Origin of the sequence: Neorhizobium sp. JUb45 (assembly GCF_004343585.1) — a bacterium.
In the GTDB taxonomy this organism is placed as follows: Bacteria; Pseudomonadota; Alphaproteobacteria; order Rhizobiales; family Rhizobiaceae; genus Neorhizobium.
This window is the reverse complement of record NZ_SLYW01000003.1, coordinates 868,727-889,209: the sequence shown is the minus strand read 5'-3', so window position 1 is coordinate 889,209 and position 20,483 is coordinate 868,727. Positions and strand designations below refer to the sequence as shown.

The following is a 20,483-nucleotide window of genomic DNA, read 5'->3' as shown; positions in this document are numbered from 1 at the left end:
TCAGATCGTTCCGCCGAGCGAACCTTCGAGCGCGGCCATTTCCTGTCCGCCCGCCATCAGGTCCTGCAACTGGGCCGCATTGATGTCTCCGCGTGTCGCGGTGCCGAGCGTCTGGCCACGGTTCAGAACCGTGAACCGGTCACCGACCGCCATCGCATGGCGGACATTGTGAGAAATGAACACCACGCCGATGCCCTGTTCGCGCACGCGGTTGATGGTGGAAAGCACGTTGGCGGTCTGACGCACGCCGAGCGCCGAGGTGGGTTCATCGAGGATGAGAACCTTGGCGCCGAAATAGACGGCGCGGGCAATCGCCACGGTCTGCCGCTCACCACCCGAAAGCGTGCCGACAGCCTGATCGGGACCACGCAGGTTGATGCCCATCTTGCGCATCTCCGCCATGGTGATCTCGTTGGCGGTGTCGATATCGAACCGCTTGAAGATGCCCCTGCCCTTGGTCGGTTCGCGCCCCATGAAGAAATTGCGCGTCACCGACATCAGCGGGATCATCGCGAGATCCTGAAACACGGTGGCGATGCCCGCCTCCATCGCGTCGCGCGGGCTGCCGAAGGACAGCGGCTTGCCTTCGAAGGTGATCGAACCCTCGGTCGGCTTGTGCACGCCCGACATGGTCTTGATGAAGGTGGACTTGCCGGCGCCGTTATCGCCGAGCAGGCAGTGGCATTCGCCGGGACGTAGATCGAAGGTCACACCGTTGAGCGCAATGACATTGCCATAGTGCTTCTTGATGTTTTCCATGTGGATGATGGGTGCGGTCATCGTTCAGCGCTCCCCGGTCACACGTCGGCGAATGACGTTGTTGAAGATGACGGCCAGCAGAAGCATCGTGCCGAGAAAGATCTGGAACCAGTCCTGGTCGAATTTGGTGTAGGTCAGGCCGATCGTGACCATGCCGAAGATGATTGCGCCGAAGAAGGCACCGATCGCCGAGCCGTAACCACCCGTCAGCAGGCAGCCGCCGATAACGGCTGCGATGATCGCCTCGAATTCCTTCATGAAGCCGCGGCGGGCATCGGTGGAACCGGCATCGATGACGGTGATGATGGCGACGAGCGCAGCGGCCATGGCCGTCAGCATGAACAGCGAGATTTTGACACGGCGCACAGGCACGCCGGAATTTTTCGCCGCAAGCGCATCGCCACCGGTCGCAAAGATCCAGTTGCCGATGGGGGTGCGCAGGAGGATATAGGTGGCGATCGCGGCAAAGGCGACGAACCAGATGATTTCCACCGGAATGCCCGGCACCTTTGGCACGCCCGATTTAAAACTATCGACGATGCCGGCTTCCGCCAGCCAGCGCATGATGAAGCCAAAGGCATCGCCTGAAAAGATCGGCGCCAGAAAATCGCCTTCCACCGCTTCACGAATGCCGCGCAGCTGCGTCGAGCCACCGGTGAAAAGTTTCAGGCCGACAAGGGCTGCACCGCGCAGCACGAACAGGCCCGCCAGCGTGACGATGAAGGACGGCAGGCCAGTGCGCAGCACGATCATGCCGTTGGTGGCACCGAGTACGGCGGCCAGAGCGAGCGTCAGCGGAATGGCGATGACAAGCGGCATGCCGATATTGACGACAAAGACGCCAAACACCATGCCGGCAAAGGCAACCATGGAACCGATCGACAGATCAAATTCGCCGCCGATCATCAGCATGGCCGCGGCAATGCCGAGAATGCCGAGCTGGGCTGCCGGCGTCATGAAGTTCATCACGCCCGACAGCGTGAACATCGTGCGATCGGCGGTGATCATGAAGAAGATTGTGACGAGGACCACGCCCCCGATTGCGCCGAGTTCCGGCCGTTTCATGAGTTTGGTGAGAAAAGGCTCGGATTTGATGCGCTCGTCGCTAAGCGCCAGCGTGTCTGTCGACATGGATATGTCTCCTGGGTCTGTCCCCTGGGATCGATGACCGGGCCGCGGCAAAAACTGCGGCGACCCGGAAGAGGATGTGCTTAGCGGATGCCCTTGGAGGACAGTTCGATGACCTGCGCTGCGGTTTCCTTGGTCACGAGGTTCGGACCGGAAGCAACGTCACCACCCGGCATCAGCCCGTATTGCGCATGCAGCGCCAGGAAGGAGACGGGCAGATAACCCTGCAGATACTGCTGCTGGTCGATCGAGAAGGCGGCCTTGCCGTCGGCGATATCCTTGAGGAAACCGGCGGACATGTCGAAGGTCGAGATCAGCACCTTGTCGCGGCCAAGTGCCTGGGCCGCCTTCACGGCCGGCTCGCCTACCAGAGAGGCATTGAGCGACAGGATGACATCAAGATCCTTGTCGGATTCCAATGCCGCGCGCACCTTGGATTCGACCTCGGTCGGATCATTGCTGGTCGGAAGCACCTTCACGTTCTTGCCGAAACCTTCGGCGAAGCCGGCGCAACGCTGGTCGAGCGAGACGTTGCCGACCTCCTGATTGACGCAGATGGCTTTCTTGCCGCCCATTTCGGCGAGCTTGGCACCGGCCACCTTGCCGGCATCGAACTCGGACTGGCCGACATGCAGCTTGGCGCCGAGCTTGTGGGCGACATCCGAGCCGGAATTCATCGAGATGACCGGAATACCGGCATCCACGGCGCGTTTGATCGCCGGACCAAGCGCATCGCCATCCGGGATCGAGACCACGAGACCATCGGGATCCTGATTGACGGCGGCGTCGATCAGCTGGCCCATGGCCACCATGTCAAAGGTTTCCGGCGAGCGGAACTCGACATTGACGCCGGTATCCTTGGCAGCCTTTTCGGCGCCGTTCTTGACCACCGACCAGAACGGGTCGTTGGCCTGACCATGTGCGACGACGATGATATCGGTGGCGAGCACCGGGCTGGCAGCGGCAATGAGCGCAATCGTTGCGGCTGCGGCAAGCAATTTCTTCATGACTTCCTCCCAAGTGAATTCCGGCGTGTCACTCCCCGACACCCCGTCCATCCGGTCACACGGGACCGGCACCGAAAGTCTGCGGCACACTCCCCTGCTCCGCAGCAATCTCTTGTGGCGACGGCATTCGCCGCCGCCTTCCGACTTATCGAACCAAAGAAACGGGTTGACCCGATTTCACCGACTGGGTCGCGGCTTCGGCGAGCGCGAGCGCGGCAACACCATCCTTGAGCGATACCGGAATGGCAGCGCCATCGAGAATGGCAGCGACAAACGCATCCCATTCGGTCGCATAGGCGCGCATGTAACGCTCGAGGAAAAAGAACTCCGGCTTGGCGCTCATCACGCCCTGCGTGGTCGCTTTCGAAACCGTATTCTCCAGCACATTGCCGGCGGACAACAGACCTTCGGAGCCGAGGATCTCGACCCGCTGGTCATACCCGTAAACAGCACGCCGACTGTTCTTGATGACGGCGATACGGCCATCGGCATAGGTGAGCGTCACGACGGCGGTATCGACATCGCCGGCCTTGCCGATCTCGGGATCGACGATCGAGGTGCCGGCGGCGTGCACCGTCTTCGGCACATCGCCCATCAGAAAATTTGCCATGTCGAAATCATGGATCATCATGTCGCGGAACAGGCCGCCGGACACTTTGACATAGGACACCGGCGGCGGGGCCGGATCGAAGGATGTGATCGACAGAAGCTCGGGCTTGCCGATTTCGCCGGCCGCGATGGACGCCTTGATGGATGCGAAATTGCGGTCGAAACGACGATTGAAGCCGATCATCACCGGCACGCCGGTCTTGCTGACGGTTTCCAGGCACGCCTGCGCCCGCTCCAGAGACAGATCGACCGGCTTTTCGCAGAGGATCGCCTTGCCGGCGGCAGCGGCTCTTTCCATCAGGTCCGAATGGGTGTCGGTCGAGGTGGCGATCAACACAGCATCGATCGAGGCATCCGACAGGATCGCATCCGAACTGGCGGCCTTTGCGCCATAAGCGTCGGCCAGTGACCGCGCCGAGTCTTCGTTAACATCCGACACGGCAACCAGCTGGCTGCGAGCGTGACCGGCAATATTGATGGCATGCACACGACCGATACGGCCGGCGCCGAGCAATCCGATTTTCAGCACTGTTATCCTCCCGAAAGGCAGCTCCCGACCGCCCTTGATTTGAACATTGCAATTTTTGCTCCCGCGAGCAAGAGCATTTTGCTCGCGGGAGCAAAAATAATTTCAGGCGAACGGAAAAACCCGCTATGAATGGTGCCAGCCGGTCCACCAGAGGATTCGGGAGCGGAAATGCCGGACGAAAAAAAACCTGCCTTTGCGGGCAACATCACTGCAGACGACGTCGCAGCCGAGGCCGGCGTGTCCCGCTGGACGGTCAACCGTGCCTTCCGCAAGGATGCTTCGATTTCTTCGAAAAGTCTTGAAAAGGTGCGGGTTGCGGCAGAACGACTGGGTTATGTGCCGGACCTGCGCGCAGCCAGCCTCGCCTCCGATCGCTCCAATCTGGTGGCCCTGCTGATCGACGACTTTGCCAATCCCCACAAGCTGGTGATGATGGAACGGTTGACGCGGATTCTCCGGCGTGAAGGCTGGGATATCCTGCTGGTCAACACGCTGGACCGCGCCGATGCCGGCCATGCGCTTCTGAACGCCAGTCAGCGCCGGGTCGATGCGGTGATCCTGATCGGCATCCAGTTCGATGACGATGTTCTCGACACCGCGCTGCACGCCCGCCGCTTCCGCAAGCTGATCATCTTTGCCCGCACATCGCAAAATCCGAACACGATCTCGATCGCGGTCGATGACGTTCATGCGATGAAGGAGATTGCCAACTACGTGCATGAACGCGGTTACAGGCGTCCCATGTTTCTGGCGGGTCCGCGCACCTCGTCGGCGCACCTGCTGCGAAAGGAAACGTTTGTCGATTACTGGCGCCAGCATTTTGGCAACGAGCCGGAAACCGTCTCCGTTTCCGCCTATGATCCTTCGCTTGCCGCAGGCATTGTCGAAGACGCACTTGGTGATCGGCCGCGGGCGAGGCTGCCGGATATTCTTGTCTGCGAAAACGATGCGCTGGCGATCGGCGCAACCGATGTTATCCGCCACAAGCTTGGTCTGCGCATCCCCGAGGACATTGCCATTACCGGCTTCGACGACGTGCCGCAGGCGGAAGGCGCCAATTACCGGCTGACCACCTACCGGCAGCCACTGACGGATATGGCCGAATATCTCGTAAAGGTTCTCGGCAGCGAGGAAGACCGTGATTTCGATCGGCTATTTGCAGGAAAATTGATGGTGCGCGACAGCGCCTGACGACGCGGCCACTCCGTCGCCGGAATCCGGCGCGAAATACGCCAATCAGAAACGATCCGTTATTCGAGGGATCAAAGCCATCGTCCGCTGCAGCCAGCCTCGAAGGCGGCCGATCGTGACAGTCAGCCAAGCATTTCCGAGGGCCTGACAGGCCGCCTTTCTGCCGCGGACCTGCTGATTGCCAGCACGCTTGCCAATGTGGTCATGCCGTCGCGCGCGGAAACGAGCGGTTTCTCACGTCGTGCGATAACCTCAATAAAATGCGCAAGCTGATTGTCATAGGCACGACTGCCATCGAGCGTGATGTGGCGGCGAACCAGCGGATGCTGCCAGTGCCCGTCCTCGGTTTCATGTCGCCAAAGGTCCATACCGGGAACGGCCAGCGCGGCCTTGGTGCCGGAAAAGAAATAGGCATTTTCCGGCTGGTGCGGAAAATACAGCGCCTGCCCGGCCGCCGTGTCCCAGTTGTATGGCGAGACCGCCGCATCGCTCATCACCATCGTTGCCAGCGCACCGGAGGTGAAGCGGACACTGATACTCGCCGTATCCTCCACCTCGAAGCCACGCACCGCATTCGAGGTGAAGGCCATGACCTCTTCGATATTGCCGCAGATGAACCGCAGGCAATCGATGTCGTGGATGAGATTGATGAGCAATGGCCCGCCGCCCGACTGGCGTCGCCATGCCGCATCGAAATAGGCGTCCGGCTTATCCGCCATCCACATGGCGTTGACGGCGACCAGCCTGCCCAGTTCGCCGCCCGCCACCATCCGGCGTGCCTTGGCGATATCCGGGCTGTGGCGGCGCTGATGGCCGACCAGCACCGGGACACCCGTGCGCTCGGCAGCCTCGACCACCCGCAATGCTGCCTCCAGCGTGTCGGCGATCGGCTTTTCCACCAGACAGGCAATACCGCGCTCCAGACATGCAATCGCCGCATCGGCATGAAGCGCGTTCGGCAGGGCAATGATCACACCATCGAGACGCTCTTCATCCAGCATCCGGCGGAAATCGACATAATGCTGCGCGCCGAATTCGGCGGCCATAACCGCTGCCGCATCCGCCGGATCGGCAATGGCGACCAGTTCCGTCCCGGGATTTTTGGAAAGCAGAACGGCATGTTCGCGGCCGATAAGGCCGGCCCCCATCAGGCCGATCCTTTGCGGGGAATAGATCATCGTCTTGTCCTCACAGTCTCGCGACGGCGCGCAGTTCCTCGGCGCTTGTCGTCGGCAGGCCAAAGAACTCCAGATAGGCGGGAATCTGCTCGAACAGCATGTCGGTGCCGACCTGATACTGACAACCGCGCGCGCTGGCGGCGGCGAGGAAGGGCGTGATTTCCCGGCTCAGCACCACCTCGCCGACAAAGGCCGAGGGGGCTATGCGCGACACATCGAAGGGCAGCGGATCATTGTCGTTCATGCCGAGCGGCGTTGCATTGATGACGATGTCATAACCAACCGGGTCGGAAATTCCGGTTTGCACCTGCAGCGCCGGATAATGGAGGCGCAGCCGATCGGCCAGACCGTCCATCATCACCGCGGAGGCATCGCTGAGCGCCAGTTCCGACAGACCGGCATTGGCAAGCGAGGCGGCAATCGCCGAACCCACGCCGCCGGCACCGGCCATGACTGCGCGGGCGCCCTCGATTTTTCGCCCCCGACGCACAAGCCCGCGAACAAAACCTTCGCCATCGAACATGTCGCCGGCCAAGGCGCCGTCGGCATTGAGACGCACCGCATTGCAGGCGCCGGCCACCTGGGCATTTTTGGAGATCACGTCGAGCAGCGCCATGGTCGTGATCTTGTGCGGCATGGTGATGAGAGCGCCATGGATATTGGAAAGTCGAAACACGTGTTTCAGAAAAGACGGAAAATCCTCCGGCCGGCAGCCCATCGGCACGACGACAGCATTGATGCCGTTCTTTTCGAAATACGGATTGTAGATCAGCGGCGCCTTGAACGTGTGCGTCGGAAAGCCGAGATGCGCGATGAGTTTCGTATTGCCGTTGATCATCGGCTTTTACCTTCCGGCCGCGACATGAGATCGCTCCTGACACGTGAATGGAATGCGGACGGCATCAATGCCGTCCGAGAATTTCGCCCAAGAACTTGCGGGTGCGTTCGTGCTGCGGATTGGAGAAGAATTCGGCCGGCGGCGCCTCTTCGACGATGGCGCCGCTGGCCATGAAGATGACGCGGTCGGCGACCTGACGGGCAAAGCCCATTTCATGGGTGACGCAGATCATCGTCATGCCCTCTTCGGCCAGCGCGATCATCGTATCGAGCACTTCCTTGACCATTTCCGGGTCGAGCGCCGAGGTCGGCTCGTCGAACAGCATCACCTGCGGGCGCATGCACAGCGCCCTCGCGATGGCGACACGCTGCTGCTGGCCGCCGGAAAGCTGGGCCGGATATTTTTCCGCCTGCTCGGAAATCTTCACGCGTTCCAGCAATTGCCGCGCCCGCTCTTCCGCTTCGGCCTTGCTGAGGCCCAGCGCCTTGACCGGCGCCAGCATGCAGTTCTGTAAGACGGTCAGATGCGGAAACAGGTTGAACTGCTGGAAGACCATGCCCACCTCGCGGCGCACCGCGTCGATCGTCTTCGCCTGATGTCCGAGCAACATCCCGCCAACATGGATCTGGCCTTCCTGATAAGCTTCGAGATGGTTGATGCAGCGAATGAGCGTCGATTTTCCGCTGCCCGAGGGGCCACAGAGGACGATCTTTTCACCTCTGTTGACGGTGATGTCGACATTGTGCAGCGCCTGAAAGGCTCCATACCATTTTCCGACTCCGGTCATGGTGATCATCTGCTCGGGAACATCCGTGCGGATCGCGGCCTGGGTCATGGGTAAAACTCCAAAATTTTGCCGGCATGGGCAGCAGAGAAAACGGTCGGGGTCACGGTCAGCGGACCTCGGTCGCGAACTTGCGTTCGAGATGGGCGCCATAGATCGTCAGCGGGCAGCACATCAGGAAGTAGAGGATGCCGACGACGCCGAAGACGGTGATCGGCTGAAAGATCTGGTTTGAGATGATGTTGCCGGCACGGGTGAGTTCGGTGAACCCGACGATCGAGGCAAGCGAGGTGCCCTTGATCAACTGCACGAGGAAACCGATCGTCGCGGGCAGCGAGATGCGGATCGCCTGCGGCAACACGACCTCTTTCATGCGCGAGACATAACGCAGCGCAAGTGCCTTGGCGGCTTCCGTCTGCCCTCGCGGCACAGCCTCGATCGAGCCGCGCCAGATTTCACCCAGATAGGCACTGGCATGCAAAGTCAGGCCGACGGAGACGGCGGCCCAGGCATCCATCTTGATGCCGATCAGCGCCAGTCCGTAATAGACCACAAAGAGCTGCATCAGCAGCGGCGTACCCTGAAACACCGCAATGTAACCGGCGGTCACACGCTCGATGATGGCGATGCCGCATGTGCGCGCCAGCGCCACGGCAAGGCCTGCGATAGAGCCGCAGATGAAGGCGACGATCGACAGGGCAACGGTCCATTTCAGACCGATCAGAAGGAAGAGAAATTCATCGCGACCCATGGTGCCGTTCTCCTCACTTGACCGGATAGGCGAAATAACGGGCCGAGAAGAACGCGAAGATGCGCATCATCACCCAGGATATGACGAGGTAGAAAGCCGTCACGGTGAAATAGACTTCGAAACTGCGAAAGCTGTCGGATTCGATCCGCTGCGATACCGAGGTCAGCTCATAGGCCGAGATGGCCGAGGCGATGCTGGTGGACAGCGTCAGCAGCACGAACTGGCTGGTGAGCGAGGGATAGATCGCCCGCAGTGCCGGCTTCAGAATGATCAGGCGAAACACCTGCGCCTTGTGCAGACCGAGCGCCAGCCCGGCTTCCATCTGGCCTTTCGAGATGGACTGCACGCCGCCGCGAATGATCTCGATCGCATAGGCACCGCCATTGATGCCGAGCGCGATGATGGCCGTCGGCGTCGGGTCCAGCCGGATGCCGGCGAGCGGAAGCGCGAAATAGATGAAGAAGATCTGCACCAGAAACGGCGTGTTGCGGATGATCTCGACGAAACCGATGACCAGCCAGCGCAGCGCCTTGATCGGCGACTGGCGAAGCACGACCCCGCCGATGCCGATGACGGTGGCCAGAAGCATGCCGCAGATCGCCAGCGTGAATGTGCCCAGACAAGCCGTCAGCAGATCCGGAAGGCCATCGATGACCGGTGTAAAATCCAATGTGTAGTTCATGGCGTTTCCTGCAGATAGGCCTCAGGATGGCTTGACCATTCCGGCCATCGCCTCGATGGCGAGCTCATAACCGCGCGCGCCGAAACCGATCATGATGCCGGTCGCGGTGCGGGAGATCAGCGAGTTGTGGTAGATGCTTTCGCGGGCATGCACGTTGGAGATATGCAGCTCGATCTTGGGGCCATCGAACATCTTCAGCGAATCCAGAAGTGCGATGGACGTGAACGTGTAGCCCGCCGGATTGATGATGATGCCGCAGGCCTCGCGGCGCGCCTGATGGACGGACTCCACCAGTTCACCCTCGAAATTCGTCTGCCGAAAATCGACCGAGAAGCCGAGGCTTTCCGCCTTGGCATGGCAGGCGTCGCGGATGTCGGCGAGTGTCGTCGTGCCATAGATCTCCGGTTCCCGCTCGCCCAGAAGGTTGAGGTTGGGACCGTTGAGCACGAATATGGTCTTGCTCATTGCAATGCTCCGGGCAGTGAATGCCTTGATAACCGCCGCCGGGAACGGCGGCCGGTGTTGGCACGGACGTACTGACGGATCAGGCAGGTCCAACACTTGAAGAAGACCCCTCCCCACCCTCCCCACAAGGGGGAGGGCTTAACCCAGCCGATCCGCTGAAGCCCAATCGAGGCAGGCGAATGCGGCAGGTTTTCTCCCCCCTTGTGGGGGAGATGGCCGGCAGGCCAGAGGGGGACTTTTCTTGCTCAGTTCGCCGTGAACGAAATGCCTTCGAGGCTCTTGGGGAATTCCGGCACCGGCACCTTCATCCACTTGTCGTAGATCTTCTTGTGCTCGCCATTGGTCTTGATCTTGTCGATGAACGCGTTCACCGCGACGTTGAGCTCCTTCTCACCCAGACGGGTGCAGGCGCCGTTATAAAGCTTCTGGAACTCGAGCTTGTTTTCGAACTTGCCGGGCACGGCCTTTTCGACGCGATCGAGATAGAAGATGTTGCCGCCGAGCGCATCCGTCTGGCCGGAAGCAAGCGCCTGAACGCTGGCAGCATCACCGTCATAACGGCGGATGGTGGCGGTGGGCGGTGCATTCTTGGTCACCTGCGTGTCCTGGGCAGCACCCTTGGCGACGCTGATCGTCAGGCCGGCCATGTCTTCGTTGGTCTTGATCGACTTGTCCTTGGGGCCGATCAGAACGATGGCATTGGCATTATAGGGCTGGCTGAACTGCACGGCCTTGGCGCGATCCGGCAGCATGGCCATCGTCGCAAACAGGATGTCGACGCGACCGGATGTCAGCGCGGGAATGCGGTTGTTGACTTCCAGCGGGACGAATTCGACCTCGACGCCGAGCTCCTTGGCGAACAAGGCGCCCATTTCGGCGTCAAAACCGTCCTGCTTGCCGGCACTGGTGACAAAACCCCAGGGCGGATTGTCACCCTGGATGCCGACGATGAGCTTGCCTCTGGCCTTGATTTCGTCCGGCGTGATGGCAGCGGCGGGCTGCGACAGCGACGTCGCGGCGGCGAGCGCAAGTGCGCCCAGCAGCGCCTGACGGCGCTTCAATGCGAATTTGAACATGGTGCTCCTCCCTTTGCAGGCCTTGGTCGGCCTTGCCAGCTCCTCCCGCTGACAATTGTCAAACTGCCACGAGATAATTCTCATTTCAACCGAGTTTATCAAAAACATATGATATTTTTCATTTGCACCTTAAAACCTGCGTCTATTATATGAACGGCAATGGCTCGGGAGGAGCTTTGCGAGGAGAGAGCGATGAAAACGTCGATCGCCACCGTTTCAATCAGCGGAGAGTTTCCCGAAAAACTGGCGGCCATTGCCGCCGCCGGTTTCGACGGGGTCGAGATATTCGAGAATGATTTTCTGGCTTTCGACGGCAGTCCGGCCGATGTCGGCCGCATGGTGCGCGACCATGGACTGGAGATCACCCTGTTCCAGCCGTTTCGCGATTTCGAGGGCATGCCGGAACCGTTGCGCAGCCGCACCTTTGATCGGGCGGAGCGCAAGTTCGACATCATGCAGCAACTCGGAACCGATCTCGTTCTTGTCTGCTCGAATGTCTCGCCGGCATCGCTTGGCGGCATCGACCGGGCAGCAGCGGATTTTCACGAGCTTGGCGAACGGGCGGCGAAACGTGGCTTGCGGGTGGGTTATGAAGCACTTGCCTGGGGTCGCCACATCAACGACCACCGCGACGCGTGGGAAATCGTTCGACGCGCCGACCATGCCAATATCGGCATCATTCTCGACAGTTTTCACACCCTGTCGCGCAAGATCGACATCAATTCGATCCGCTCCATCCCCAAGGACAAGATCTTTATCGTGCAGATGGCCGATGCGCCGCTGATCGACATGGATCTGCTCTACTGGTCGCGCCATTTCCGCAACATGCCGGGTGAAGGTGATCTGCCGGTGACGGAGTTTACCGCCGCCGTCGCCGCAACCGGATATGACGGTTATCTCTCGCTGGAAATCTTCAACGACCAGTTCCGCGGCGGCTCGCCCAAGGCGATTGCCGCCGATGGACATCGATCGCTGATCTATCTGGGCGACAAGGTGCGTCGCATTCCCGAAGCGTCAGCATTGACTGTCGCCGACATGCCGGATCGAGCGACGGTCAAAAGCGTCGGTTTCGTGGAGTTTTCGGCCGACGAAAAGGACGCGGAAAATCTGACGACCATTCTGCAGACGCTGGGTTTTCGCAGAACGGCAGAGCACCGCAGCAAAAAAGTCTCGCTGTTCGAACAGGGCGATATCCGCCTGATGCTGAATACCGACGAGCAGGGCTTTGCCAACGCATCCTTTGCGGTTCACGGCACCTCGGCCTATGCGGTGGCGCTCATCGTCGATGACGCCGCCAAGGCCTATGCCCGCGCCATCGCGCTCGGTGCGGAACCCTTTGCTCAGGCCGTTGCCGAAGGCGAGGTCGAAATCCCCGCCATTCGTGGCGTCGGTGGTGGGTTGATCTATCTGATCGACGACCGAAGCGATCTTGGCCGTTTCGCAGAAATCGATTTCCTGCCGGTCGCTGACAGTCCGCAGGTCGCACCGACCCATCTTCGACATGTGGACCATTTCGCCCAGACCGTCGCTTATGACGAAATGCTGACCTGGCTGCTGTTCTACACATCCATCTTCGACGCCGACAAGACGCCGATGGTGGATATCATCGACCCGGCAGGCGTGGTGCGCAGCCAGGTGGTGGAAAACGGCTCCGGCAGCCTGCGCATCACCCTCAACGGCGCAGAAAACCGACGCACGCTGGCCGGACATTTCATCGCCGAAAAATTCGGCTCGGGAATTCAGCATCTCGCGTTCCACACCGACGATATCTTTGCGACGGCGGCAGCGCTGAAAGCCAATGGCTTCCGGCCCCTGCCGATCTCGCCCAATTATTATGGCGATGTCGAAGCCCGGTTCGGCCTTGATCCCGATCTGACCGAGCGGTTGAAGGCCGACAACATCCTTTATGACCGCGACGACCACGGCGAATATTTTCAGCTTTACAGCACCACCTTCGGCGAAGGTTTCTTCTTCGAGATCGTCCAGCGCAGCGGTTATCGCGGTTATGGTGCGGCCAACGCAATCTTCCGTATCGCGGCCTTGAAGAAGGCGCTTCGGCCGGAAGGCGTCCCGAAACTCTAGGCGCGTGAAACCACCTGCATTCGAAAGTCTGGCAAGCAATGACGATATCGTTTGAGCAGATGGCGTTTGGCAGACTATACGAGGATCAAGGAAATGCCCGAGATTCACATATGTCTATCGACCCAAGCAACGAGACTGTCGCCGAAAGTACCTACAAGCGCATTCGGGCGGATATCATTTTCGGTCGCCTGCTGCCCGGCCGAAAGCTGAAACTCGACAAACTCAAGGACGATTACGCCACAAGCGTCAGCACGCTGAGGGAGATACTGAACCGACTGCATTCCGAAGGGCTTGTTGCCGCCGAAGGGCAGCGCGGCTTCGAGGTCGCCGGCATTTCCGAAGCGGATCTGCGCGAAACCGCCGAACTCCGCCTCCTTCTGGAAACGCATGCGCTCACCCAATCCTTTGAAAACGGCGATGTCGAATGGGAAGCACGGCTGGTGTCCGCGCATTACAAGCTCGCCCGCATGGAACAGGTGATGGCGTCCGGCGACACCAGCCAGGCCGAAGACTGGAAGCGCTACGACTGGGAATTTCATCAGGCGCTGATTTCCGCCTGCGGCTCGAAGCTGCTGATGAATACGCATGCCGCCGTGTTCGACAAATACCTGCGATATCAGATGGTGGCGCTCTCCTATCGCGGCGATGTCGCAGCCGAGGAGCACCAGCAGCTTCTCGACGCGGCCATGCGACGTGATCAGGAAACCGGACGAAAACTGCTGGCCCGGCATATCCAGGGCGGTGTCGAACATGCGCTTGCAAGAAGGCCGCTGACGGATGGCTAAGAAATCGACCACGCTTGAAGCGCTTCTGTCTTCGCCTGAAAACGAGCTGGGACAGACGGTCAGCGACGCCGTTTTCCGGCAGATGCGCGAGGATATCATCCTCGGCATCCTGCCACCGGGCAGCAAGATCAAGCTGGAACAGGCCCGGCAGCGATATTCGGTCAGCGTGTCGTCGCTGCGCGAAATCCTCTATCGGCTGACGGCGGAAAATCTGGTGATTGCCGAGGGCCAGCGCGGCTTCGAGGTCAGTCCCGTATCGCGACAGGAGCTGATGGAACTCGCCGACCTGCGCATCCTGCTCGAATGTCACGCGATCGAACTGTCTTTTGCCGCCGGTGATCTGGAATGGGAGGGACATATCGTCGCCGCCCACCACCGACTAGCTGCGGTGGAGCGCCGGCTCCTGAGCGGTGACTTTTCCCGCACGATCGACTGGGTGCGTTACGACTGGGAATTTCATCAGGCGATCGTCGCTGCCTGCAATTCGGCGGCGCTGATGCAGAACCTCTCATCCGTCTTTGACCGCTTTTTGCGCTACCACATGCTGGCCGAAAGTTTTCGCGGCCAGCCGGTCGTCGATGATCACCGGATGCTGTTCGAGATCGCCCTCAAAAAAGATGTCGCTGCGGCCAAGGACATTTTACGCAGGCATATCCGCAGCGGTGTGGAGCATATTCTTCAGAGCAAAACGTTTCTCTGACGCGCGTCCTAAAACGCATTCAAAGCGCATGCGTCATATTGCCGGTCGCGATACCGGCCATGTCGGGCCATGATGGTGCTTGTCATCGCGCCCATATCGGGCACGGTATCATCCACGGAGATCGACATGACAGTTCGCCCACCGGGGAATTTTGGAAAATCCGATCCGATGAAAAGCGGCCTTGCCGTCCTTGAATATGAACTGATGGCAGAGCGTGCCAGCGCGCTTGGCCGTCATGGACAAGCCGTCGAAAAGGCGATTGCCGCGCTCGTTGCCGGCGAGAGCAAGGCTTTGGACACGGAAAAACACGAACGGCTGCTTGATGCCGCTGCCGAAGCCGTCTGGGGTTTCTTCGTCCATCGCGAGACTTGCGGGCTTCACAATGGCGAGGACGTCATCAGGGAATACGGCATTCCGGGCAAGGTGCTGGCCCGGCTGGGTGCGAAACCGCGCCATGTCGATCCCGACAAGGATGAGCTCTGAGACCACGCCGTTGGCGCCATGTGGCGCCGCACATATCGAAGCGCAGCCTCGCGATTACGGCTCGGCATTCATCAGGCGCTGCTGTTCCGGCTCGTCCAGCCCCATCAGCCCGCCATTGCGATTTCGCTTCACGCGGTTCACATGGTCGCGCGGGCTCATGCCGGTCGTGCGGCGGAACATGCGTGAGAAATAATAGGGATCACCATAGCCCACTTCCGCGGCCGCGGTGGCAACCGGCATTCCGGTTTCGAGCAGGTGCATGGCACGTTCCATCCGCTTGAGTTCCTGATATTTGCGCGGCGTCTGCCCCACCCTTTTCTTGAACTCACGCAGAAAATAATCGGCATTGAACGGCGAGGCATCGACCGCCTTTTCCGAAATATCCGCATCGAGCGCGTTGGCGGATATCATCGCCACTGCCTTCATGACCGCCAGATCCAGAGCGTCCGCCCCCTCTGCCTGATAGGTGGCGCTGTCGTGCCAGCGAACGAATGCATCCTCGATATAGGCGATCAGCAGATACATGAAGAGGTGATGCTGGCTGAGCGTGATCGATGACGGCGGCGCGGTCTGCCGGTACTGTCGCACGAGCGGCTCCAGCAGCGACCATTTTTTCAGCCGCACCAGCGGCCGCAATTCCATCTGCGCGATCAGATCGTGCTTGCCGTAGATGTCGAGCATGAAATGCTGGGCGATGCCGGTATAGGCTTCCGGTCCGTGGTTCCAGCCGCGGAAACGCTGCCCCCGCCGGATCAACATCGCGTCGCCCGGCTCCATCACGTAACGCTCGCCTTCGATCACATAGTGCCCGCGCCCCTCAAGGCAGATCACCAGATCCTCCACCGGGTTGGTTTTATCGATCCTCCAGACCCTCGAATGCTGCATCCGGATGGTTGCACGCGTCAGGCTGAGCGCCAGCGCCGATGGTGCAATACTGGAGAGAATTCCACCTTCGATTTCGTCCATTTTTTTTCCCATGTTTGTTTATTCATTCTGGGACAAAAATCCCATTATGTCACGGGTATTACAGCTCAATTGGACAAATTGATCTTTGTTTGGATTGAGAGCTAAGTGCTTGACGCATAACAGCCTTGCACTTTCTGGCTGGAGGAGGAATTGAATTTGTACAAAAATGAATTTGCCTTTTCGGGGTGTCATGCACCCTCCGGAGGTATCACATGAGGTCGCAGCGTTTCTTGGGTTATGCCTATCTGGCACCCTATCTGGTCGGCCTCGTTATTTTCACGGCGATACCGTTTCTGACGTCGCTTTATCTGAGCTTCACCAGCTACGACCTGATGAGCAGCCCGCAATGGACCGGGCTTTCCAATTACCAACGACTTTTCACCCGTGACCGTACTTTTGAAAAATCGCTGAGCGTCACGCTTCTCTACGTGTTCAGCACCGTGCCGTTGAAGCTGGCCTTCGCGCTCTTCATCGCGGCCATCCTGAACTACAAGCTGAAGTTCATTAACATCTTCCGCACGGCATTTTACGTGCCGTCGATCCTTGGCGGATCGATCGCCATCGCCGTTCTGTGGCGTTACCTGTTTTCGACCGAAGGCCTCGTCAACATGGCGATCGCCACGCTCGGTTTCGGTCCTGTCGACTGGTTCGGCGATCCGGCAAATGCGCTTTTCACCATCACGCTTCTGCGTTGCTGGCAGTTCGGCTCGGCCATGGTGATCTTCCTCGCCGCCCTGCAATCGATCGACAAGTCGCTCTATGAGGCAGCCTCCATCGATGGTGCCGGCAAGGTCACGACCTTCATCTTCGTCACCCTGCCGCTTTTGACCCCGGTCATCTTCTTCAACCTCGTCATGCAGATGGTCCAGGCATTCCAGGAGTTCAACGGCCCCTACATCATCACCCAGGGCGGCCCGCTGAAATCCACCTATCTGCTGCCCCTCTACATCTACGAAGAGGCCTTCAAGAAGTTCAACATGGGCTACGCCTCGGCGATCGCCTGGGTGCTCTTCGCCATCATCATGGTCCTGACCCTCGTGGCCTTCTGGTCCTCGAAGAAATGGGTCTATTACGCCGGCGACAAGAGGAGCTGAGCCATGACAGACATCCATTTGTCCAACACATCGATCCACACAACCGACGAAGCCGCGGCCGCCCGGCGGGCGCGCATGGACCTGATCTCATCGGTCATCCGTTACGCGCTGCTGTTCGGCGTCGGTTTCCTGATGCTCTACCCGCTGATCTGGCTGGTCGGCGCCAGCTTCAAGACCAATTCGGAGATCTTCTCCGGTGCCGGTTTCCTGCCCTCAAGCCCGACGCTGGAAGGATATACTCGCGGCTGGCAGACGTCCACGCCCTACACGTTCGGCCGGTTTTTCTGGAACTCGTTCCTGATCATCCTGCCGAAGGTTATAGGCACGGCGATTTCCTGCACGATGGTGGCCTATGCCTTCGCGCGCTTCGAGTTTCCGTTCAAGAAAGTACTGTTCGGATCGGTCATTGCCGTTCTGCTGCTGCCCAACGTCGTCACCCGCATCCCGCAATATATTCTCTTCCGGGATCTCGGCTGGCTCGACAGCTTTCTGCCGCTGTGGGTGCCGTCGGCACTCGCCGGTGATGCCTTCTTCGTCTTCATGCTGGTGCAGTTCTTGCGCTCGCTGCCGACGGATATGGAAGAGGCTGCCCGCGTCGATGGCGCCAACAGCCTGCAGACGCTGGTCTATATCGTCGTCCCCATGCTCGGGCCGGCACTGGTCTCGGTCTGCCTGTTCCAGTTCATGTGGACGATGAACGATTTCCTCGGGCCGCTGATCTATATCTCGTCCGTCGACAAATACCCGGTGAGCCTCGCGCTCAAACTCTCAATCGATACAACCGAAGCCTTCGAATGGAACCGCATCCTGGCGATGTCGGTGCTCACCATCACACCTGCGCTGGTCGTGTTCTTTGTGGCGCAGCGTTACTTCATCGAAGGGATTTCTGCGGGAGGCAGGAAAGGCTGACATGGCACACGTTCAACTGAAAAACCTCGAAAAGATCTACAACAAGACCAACAAGGTCGTTCACGGTCTCAACCTCGATATCCATGACGGGGAGTTCATGGTACTGGTCGGCCCATCCGGCTGCGCCAAATCGACCACACTGCGCATGATCGCCGGGCTTGAAGACATCAGCGGTGGCGACGTCATCATCGGCGGGCAGCGCGTCAACGATCTGCCGCCGAGCAAACGCTCGATCGCCATGGTGTTCCAGAATTATGCGCTTTATCCGCATATGAAGGTGCGCGGCAATCTTTCCTTCGGCCTGCGCATTGCCGGCCGCCCGAAAGCTGAAATCGAAGCGGCCGTCGCTCATGTCGCCGCCATTCTGGAAATCGAGCCGCTGCTCGATCGTCTGCCCAAACAGTTGTCGGGCGGACAAGCACAACGTGTCGCGCTCGGACGGGCGCTGATTAAAGATCCCGGCGTCTTCTTGTTCGACGAACCGCTGTCGAACCTCGATGCCAAGCTGCGCGCCTCGATGCGGGTGCGCATCACCGATCTGCACCGCCAGCTGAAGGCACAGGGAAGCTCACCCACTGTCGTCTACGTCACCCATGACCAGACGGAAGCCATGACCATGGGTGACCGTATCTGCGTCATGCAGGCCGGCCGCATCATGCAGGTCGCGACGCCGAAGGAGCTTTATAACGCACCCGCCAATCTGTTCGTCGCCGGGTTCATCGGCACGCCGGAAATGAACCTCGTGGAAGGGGCGATGGAGGGCGGCGATTTCGTCATGGGCAGCCAGCGTCTGACGCTGGGCGGCGAGTTGCACGGCCGGCTTTCGGGGCAGCCCGATCAGGCGGTTCTGGGCATTCGGCCACAGCAGTTTTCGCTGGTATCGGAAGGGCCGGCACTGCATGCCAGACTGGTCAATGCCGAGTTCATGGGCCACGAGGTCTACATGCACGCCGATTGCGAGGGGCGCCGCCTGATCAGCGTCGTCGGCGCTGCGGAATTCGAGGCACGCGGACAGTCGGATGTGATCCGCCTGCGCCCCGACCCGAAGACACTTCACATTTTCGATAAATCGGACGGCCGCAATGTTTCGCTGCATGGAGGCAGCAGCATCGCGGCTTAATTTCAAAGAGGAGGCAGGATTATGAAGAGCATACTCAAATCGTCAGTCATCATGGCCGGTACGGCACTGGGTCTCATCGCGATGGCACCGTCGGCAGGAGCGGCGGAACTGCGCATGTCATGGTGGGGTGGTGAAAGCCGCCACGTTGCCACACAGAAAGCCATTGCCGCCTGCGGCACCAAACACGGGCACACAGTGAAGGGGGAATTCACCGGCTTCGACGGGTATCTGGAAAAACTGACGACCCAGATGGCCGGCAAGACCGAAGCGGACATCATTCAGGTGAATTGGCCATGGCTGCCGCTGTTTTCCAAGGACGGCAACGGATTTGCCGACCTGCGCACATTGAAGGGAATCGACCTCTCCAACTGGTCGGACGCAGATCTGGCATCCGGTTCGATGAACAACGTGCTGCAGGGCGTATCGGTATCGACGACCGGCCGCGTGTTCTTCTTCAATACGACGACGCTTGAGAAAGCGGGCGTTGCCGTGCCGAAGACCTGGGAAGAGTTCTTCGAGATGACCAAGACGGTCAAGGCAAAGCTCGGCCCGGATTATTACACGTTCAACGCGGTCAAGGAGACGGCGCATCTTTTGACCATTCTGGCTGTCACCCAGGCAACCGGCAAGGACATGGTCGATCCGAAGACCAACCGTGTAGCATGGACGCCGGAAGAACTGGAAGCCGGCATCAGCTTCCTTGGCAAGCTGGTCGAAACCGGTGCCATCCGCTCGCAGAAGCAGGAAGCGGCTGATGGCAACGTCAACCTTTTCGAAAAGCCGGCATGGTCGGAAGGCAAGATTGCCGGCTCCTATGAATGGGATTCGACCTATTCGAAATATGCAGACCCGCTCAAGGATGGACAGGTTCTGAAACCCGTTCCGATGTTGAAGCTGACGAATGCCGTCACCGACGGCGTCTATCGCAAACCTTCGATGGTGTTCTCCGTTTCCAAAAACTCCAAAAACCCGGAGGCCGCCGCCCAGATCGTCAATTGCCTGCTGAACGAACCGGAAGGCATCGACATTCTCGGCACGTCGCGCGGCATTCCGGCCTCTAAGGCAGCGATCGCCCGCCTCGGCAAGGAAGGAGAGCCGGAAGTTCGTGCCGCGAACGAAATCGCCATGGCCGCCAGCGGCCCGACGATTTCGCCGTTCAACGAACACCCGGTCATCCGCAGCCTGATCATCGATACGCTTGAAGAATATGCCTACGAGCAGATCGACGAAAAGGAAGCCGCCGAACAGATCATCGAAGGCGTGAACGACGTTCTCGCCAAGTTCGACTAATCGCCAGTGGCAACCGCCACCCGGCTGCGCGTCATGCCGGGTGGCGAACCAATCCAA

21 protein-coding genes are annotated in these 20,483 nt (G+C 59.6%); 9 read left to right on the top strand and 12 right to left on the bottom strand.

What is annotated here, in order from left to right; genetic code table 11:
- The 4 genes from EDF70_RS16655 to iolG form a co-directional block, all read right to left on the bottom strand.
- On the bottom strand, nt 1-780 hold the full coding sequence (locus tag EDF70_RS16655) for an ATP-binding cassette domain-containing protein (protein ID WP_132275713.1): 780 nt from the start codon (nt 778-780) through the stop codon (nt 1-3).
- Nucleotides 781-783: 3 nt separating this feature from the next.
- The gene (locus EDF70_RS16650) at nt 784-1,890 is read right to left on the bottom strand and encodes an ABC transporter permease (RefSeq protein WP_132275710.1); all 1,107 of its coding nucleotides are present in this window, start codon (nt 1,888-1,890) and stop codon (nt 784-786) included.
- Between the two features lie 80 nt (nt 1,891-1,970).
- The gene (locus EDF70_RS16645; protein WP_132275707.1) at nt 1,971-2,894 is read right to left on the bottom strand and encodes a sugar ABC transporter substrate-binding protein; all 924 of its coding nucleotides are present in this window, start codon (nt 2,892-2,894) and stop codon (nt 1,971-1,973) included.
- Between the two features lie 145 nt (nt 2,895-3,039).
- On the bottom strand, nt 3,040-4,032 hold the full coding sequence (gene iolG / locus EDF70_RS16640; RefSeq protein WP_132275704.1) for an inositol 2-dehydrogenase: 993 nt from the start codon (nt 4,030-4,032) through the stop codon (nt 3,040-3,042).
- A gap of 168 nt (nt 4,033-4,200) precedes the next feature.
- Between iolG and EDF70_RS16635 the strand changes: the two genes are divergently transcribed.
- Nucleotides 4,201-5,223 (top strand): LacI family DNA-binding transcriptional regulator, encoded by a 1,023-nt coding sequence (locus tag EDF70_RS16635; protein WP_132275701.1) that lies wholly within the window; start codon nt 4,201-4,203, stop codon nt 5,221-5,223.
- Between the two features lie 122 nt (nt 5,224-5,345).
- Here the strand turns inward: EDF70_RS16635 and EDF70_RS16630 are convergent, their stop codons facing one another.
- The 7 genes from EDF70_RS16630 to EDF70_RS16600 form a co-directional block, all read right to left on the bottom strand.
- Nucleotides 5,346-6,401: a Gfo/Idh/MocA family oxidoreductase gene (locus EDF70_RS16630; RefSeq protein WP_132275698.1), complete on the bottom strand. Its 1,056-nt coding sequence runs from the start codon at nt 6,399-6,401 to the stop codon at nt 5,346-5,348.
- A gap of 10 nt (nt 6,402-6,411) precedes the next feature.
- Complete coding sequence (locus tag EDF70_RS16625; RefSeq protein WP_132275695.1) at nt 6,412-7,239, bottom strand: shikimate dehydrogenase; 828 nt, start codon at nt 7,237-7,239, stop codon at nt 6,412-6,414.
- Nucleotides 7,240-7,303: 64 nt separating this feature from the next.
- The gene (locus EDF70_RS16620; protein WP_132275929.1) at nt 7,304-8,035 is read right to left on the bottom strand and encodes an amino acid ABC transporter ATP-binding protein; all 732 of its coding nucleotides are present in this window, start codon (nt 8,033-8,035) and stop codon (nt 7,304-7,306) included.
- Between the two features lie 97 nt (nt 8,036-8,132).
- Entirely contained in the window at nt 8,133-8,774 is a 642-nt protein-coding gene (locus EDF70_RS16615) for an amino acid ABC transporter permease (RefSeq protein ID WP_132275692.1), read from the bottom strand.
- Nucleotides 8,775-8,787: 13 nt separating this feature from the next.
- Nucleotides 8,788-9,456 (bottom strand): amino acid ABC transporter permease, encoded by a 669-nt coding sequence (locus EDF70_RS16610; protein ID WP_132275689.1) that lies wholly within the window; start codon nt 9,454-9,456, stop codon nt 8,788-8,790.
- Between the two features lie 21 nt (nt 9,457-9,477).
- Nucleotides 9,478-9,921: a type II 3-dehydroquinate dehydratase gene (locus EDF70_RS16605; RefSeq protein ID WP_132275686.1), complete on the bottom strand. Its 444-nt coding sequence runs from the start codon at nt 9,919-9,921 to the stop codon at nt 9,478-9,480.
- 245 nt (nt 9,922-10,166) lie between these two features.
- On the bottom strand, nt 10,167-10,997 hold the full coding sequence (locus tag EDF70_RS16600; protein ID WP_132275683.1) for a transporter substrate-binding domain-containing protein: 831 nt from the start codon (nt 10,995-10,997) through the stop codon (nt 10,167-10,169).
- 192 nt (nt 10,998-11,189) lie between these two features.
- On the opposite strand from EDF70_RS16600, the gene EDF70_RS16595 reads away from it, so the two are divergent.
- The 4 genes from EDF70_RS16595 (at nt 11,190) to EDF70_RS16580 (ending at nt 15,047) form a co-directional block, all read left to right on the top strand.
- The gene (locus EDF70_RS16595) at nt 11,190-13,079 is read left to right on the top strand and encodes a sugar phosphate isomerase/epimerase and 4-hydroxyphenylpyruvate domain-containing protein (protein WP_132275680.1); all 1,890 of its coding nucleotides are present in this window, start codon (nt 11,190-11,192) and stop codon (nt 13,077-13,079) included.
- A 110-nt stretch (nt 13,080-13,189) separates the two neighbouring features.
- Nucleotides 13,190-13,864, top strand: a complete 675-nt coding sequence (locus EDF70_RS16590) for a GntR family transcriptional regulator (RefSeq protein ID WP_132275677.1) — start codon at nt 13,190-13,192, stop codon at nt 13,862-13,864.
- Nucleotides 13,857-14,564, top strand: coding sequence for a GntR family transcriptional regulator (locus EDF70_RS16585; RefSeq protein ID WP_132275674.1), 708 nt, complete (start codon nt 13,857-13,859; stop codon nt 14,562-14,564). The genes EDF70_RS16590 and EDF70_RS16585 overlap by 8 nt, the downstream gene beginning before the upstream one ends.
- Nucleotides 14,565-14,690: 126 nt before the next feature.
- Nucleotides 14,691-15,047, top strand: a complete 357-nt coding sequence (locus tag EDF70_RS16580; RefSeq protein WP_132275671.1) for a DUF6665 family protein — start codon at nt 14,691-14,693, stop codon at nt 15,045-15,047.
- 54 nt (nt 15,048-15,101) lie between these two features.
- On the opposite strand, the gene EDF70_RS16575 is transcribed toward EDF70_RS16580, so the two are convergent.
- Nucleotides 15,102-16,013, bottom strand: a complete 912-nt coding sequence (locus tag EDF70_RS16575) for an AraC family transcriptional regulator (RefSeq protein WP_132275668.1) — start codon at nt 16,011-16,013, stop codon at nt 15,102-15,104.
- Between the two features lie 212 nt (nt 16,014-16,225).
- Between EDF70_RS16575 and EDF70_RS16570 the strand changes: the two genes are divergently transcribed.
- The 4 genes from EDF70_RS16570 to EDF70_RS16555 all read left to right on the top strand — a co-directional run bounded on the left by EDF70_RS16570 (nt 16,226) and on the right by EDF70_RS16555 (nt 20,426).
- A complete protein-coding gene (locus tag EDF70_RS16570) occupies nt 16,226-17,107 on the top strand; it encodes a sugar ABC transporter permease (RefSeq protein ID WP_132275665.1) in 882 nt (293 codons plus the stop codon).
- Nucleotides 17,108-17,182: 75 nt separating this feature from the next.
- Nucleotides 17,183-18,016, top strand: coding sequence for a carbohydrate ABC transporter permease (locus tag EDF70_RS16565; protein WP_348639723.1), 834 nt, complete (start codon nt 17,183-17,185; stop codon nt 18,014-18,016).
- A gap of 1 nt (nt 18,017) precedes the next feature.
- A complete protein-coding gene (ugpC, locus tag EDF70_RS16560; protein ID WP_132275659.1) occupies nt 18,018-19,136 on the top strand; it encodes a sn-glycerol-3-phosphate ABC transporter ATP-binding protein UgpC in 1,119 nt (372 codons plus the stop codon).
- 21 nt (nt 19,137-19,157) lie between these two features.
- Nucleotides 19,158-20,426: an ABC transporter substrate-binding protein gene (locus EDF70_RS16555; protein WP_132275657.1), complete on the top strand. Its 1,269-nt coding sequence runs from the start codon at nt 19,158-19,160 to the stop codon at nt 20,424-20,426.
- Nucleotides 20,427-20,483 lie beyond the last annotated feature (57 nt).

Coding starts and splice junctions, on each gene's coding strand:
- EDF70_RS16645 (WP_132275707.1), bottom strand. CDS start 2,894: ATGAAGAAATTGCTTGCCGCAGCCGCAACGATTGCGCTCATTGCCGCT.
- EDF70_RS16590 (WP_132275677.1), top strand. CDS start 13,190: ATGTCTATCGACCCAAGCAACGAGACTGTCGCCGAAAGTACCTACAAG.
- EDF70_RS16635 (WP_132275701.1), top strand. CDS start 4,201: ATGCCGGACGAAAAAAAACCTGCCTTTGCGGGCAACATCACTGCAGAC.
- EDF70_RS16585 (WP_132275674.1), top strand. CDS start 13,857: ATGGCTAAGAAATCGACCACGCTTGAAGCGCTTCTGTCTTCGCCTGAA.
- EDF70_RS16615 (WP_132275692.1), bottom strand. CDS start 8,774: ATGGGTCGCGATGAATTTCTCTTCCTTCTGATCGGTCTGAAATGGACC.
- EDF70_RS16650 (WP_132275710.1), bottom strand. CDS start 1,890: ATGTCGACAGACACGCTGGCGCTTAGCGACGAGCGCATCAAATCCGAG.
- EDF70_RS16565 (WP_348639723.1), top strand. CDS start 17,183: ATGGACCTGATCTCATCGGTCATCCGTTACGCGCTGCTGTTCGGCGTC.
- ugpC (WP_132275659.1), top strand. CDS start 18,018: ATGGCACACGTTCAACTGAAAAACCTCGAAAAGATCTACAACAAGACC.
- EDF70_RS16600 (WP_132275683.1), bottom strand. CDS start 10,997: ATGTTCAAATTCGCATTGAAGCGCCGTCAGGCGCTGCTGGGCGCACTT.
- EDF70_RS16570 (WP_132275665.1), top strand. CDS start 16,226: ATGAGGTCGCAGCGTTTCTTGGGTTATGCCTATCTGGCACCCTATCTG.
- EDF70_RS16630 (WP_132275698.1), bottom strand. CDS start 6,401: ATGATCTATTCCCCGCAAAGGATCGGCCTGATGGGGGCCGGCCTTATC.
- EDF70_RS16580 (WP_132275671.1), top strand. CDS start 14,691: ATGACAGTTCGCCCACCGGGGAATTTTGGAAAATCCGATCCGATGAAA.
- EDF70_RS16595 (WP_132275680.1), top strand. CDS start 11,190: ATGAAAACGTCGATCGCCACCGTTTCAATCAGCGGAGAGTTTCCCGAA.
- EDF70_RS16655 (WP_132275713.1), bottom strand. CDS start 780: ATGACCGCACCCATCATCCACATGGAAAACATCAAGAAGCACTATGGC.
- EDF70_RS16575 (WP_132275668.1), bottom strand. CDS start 16,013: ATGGACGAAATCGAAGGTGGAATTCTCTCCAGTATTGCACCATCGGCG.
- EDF70_RS16555 (WP_132275657.1), top strand. CDS start 19,158: ATGAAGAGCATACTCAAATCGTCAGTCATCATGGCCGGTACGGCACTG.
- EDF70_RS16610 (WP_132275689.1), bottom strand. CDS start 9,456: ATGAACTACACATTGGATTTTACACCGGTCATCGATGGCCTTCCGGAT.
- EDF70_RS16620 (WP_132275929.1), bottom strand. CDS start 8,035: ATGATCACCATGACCGGAGTCGGAAAATGGTATGGAGCCTTTCAGGCG.
- EDF70_RS16605 (WP_132275686.1), bottom strand. CDS start 9,921: ATGAGCAAGACCATATTCGTGCTCAACGGTCCCAACCTCAACCTTCTG.
- EDF70_RS16625 (WP_132275695.1), bottom strand. CDS start 7,239: ATGATCAACGGCAATACGAAACTCATCGCGCATCTCGGCTTTCCGACG.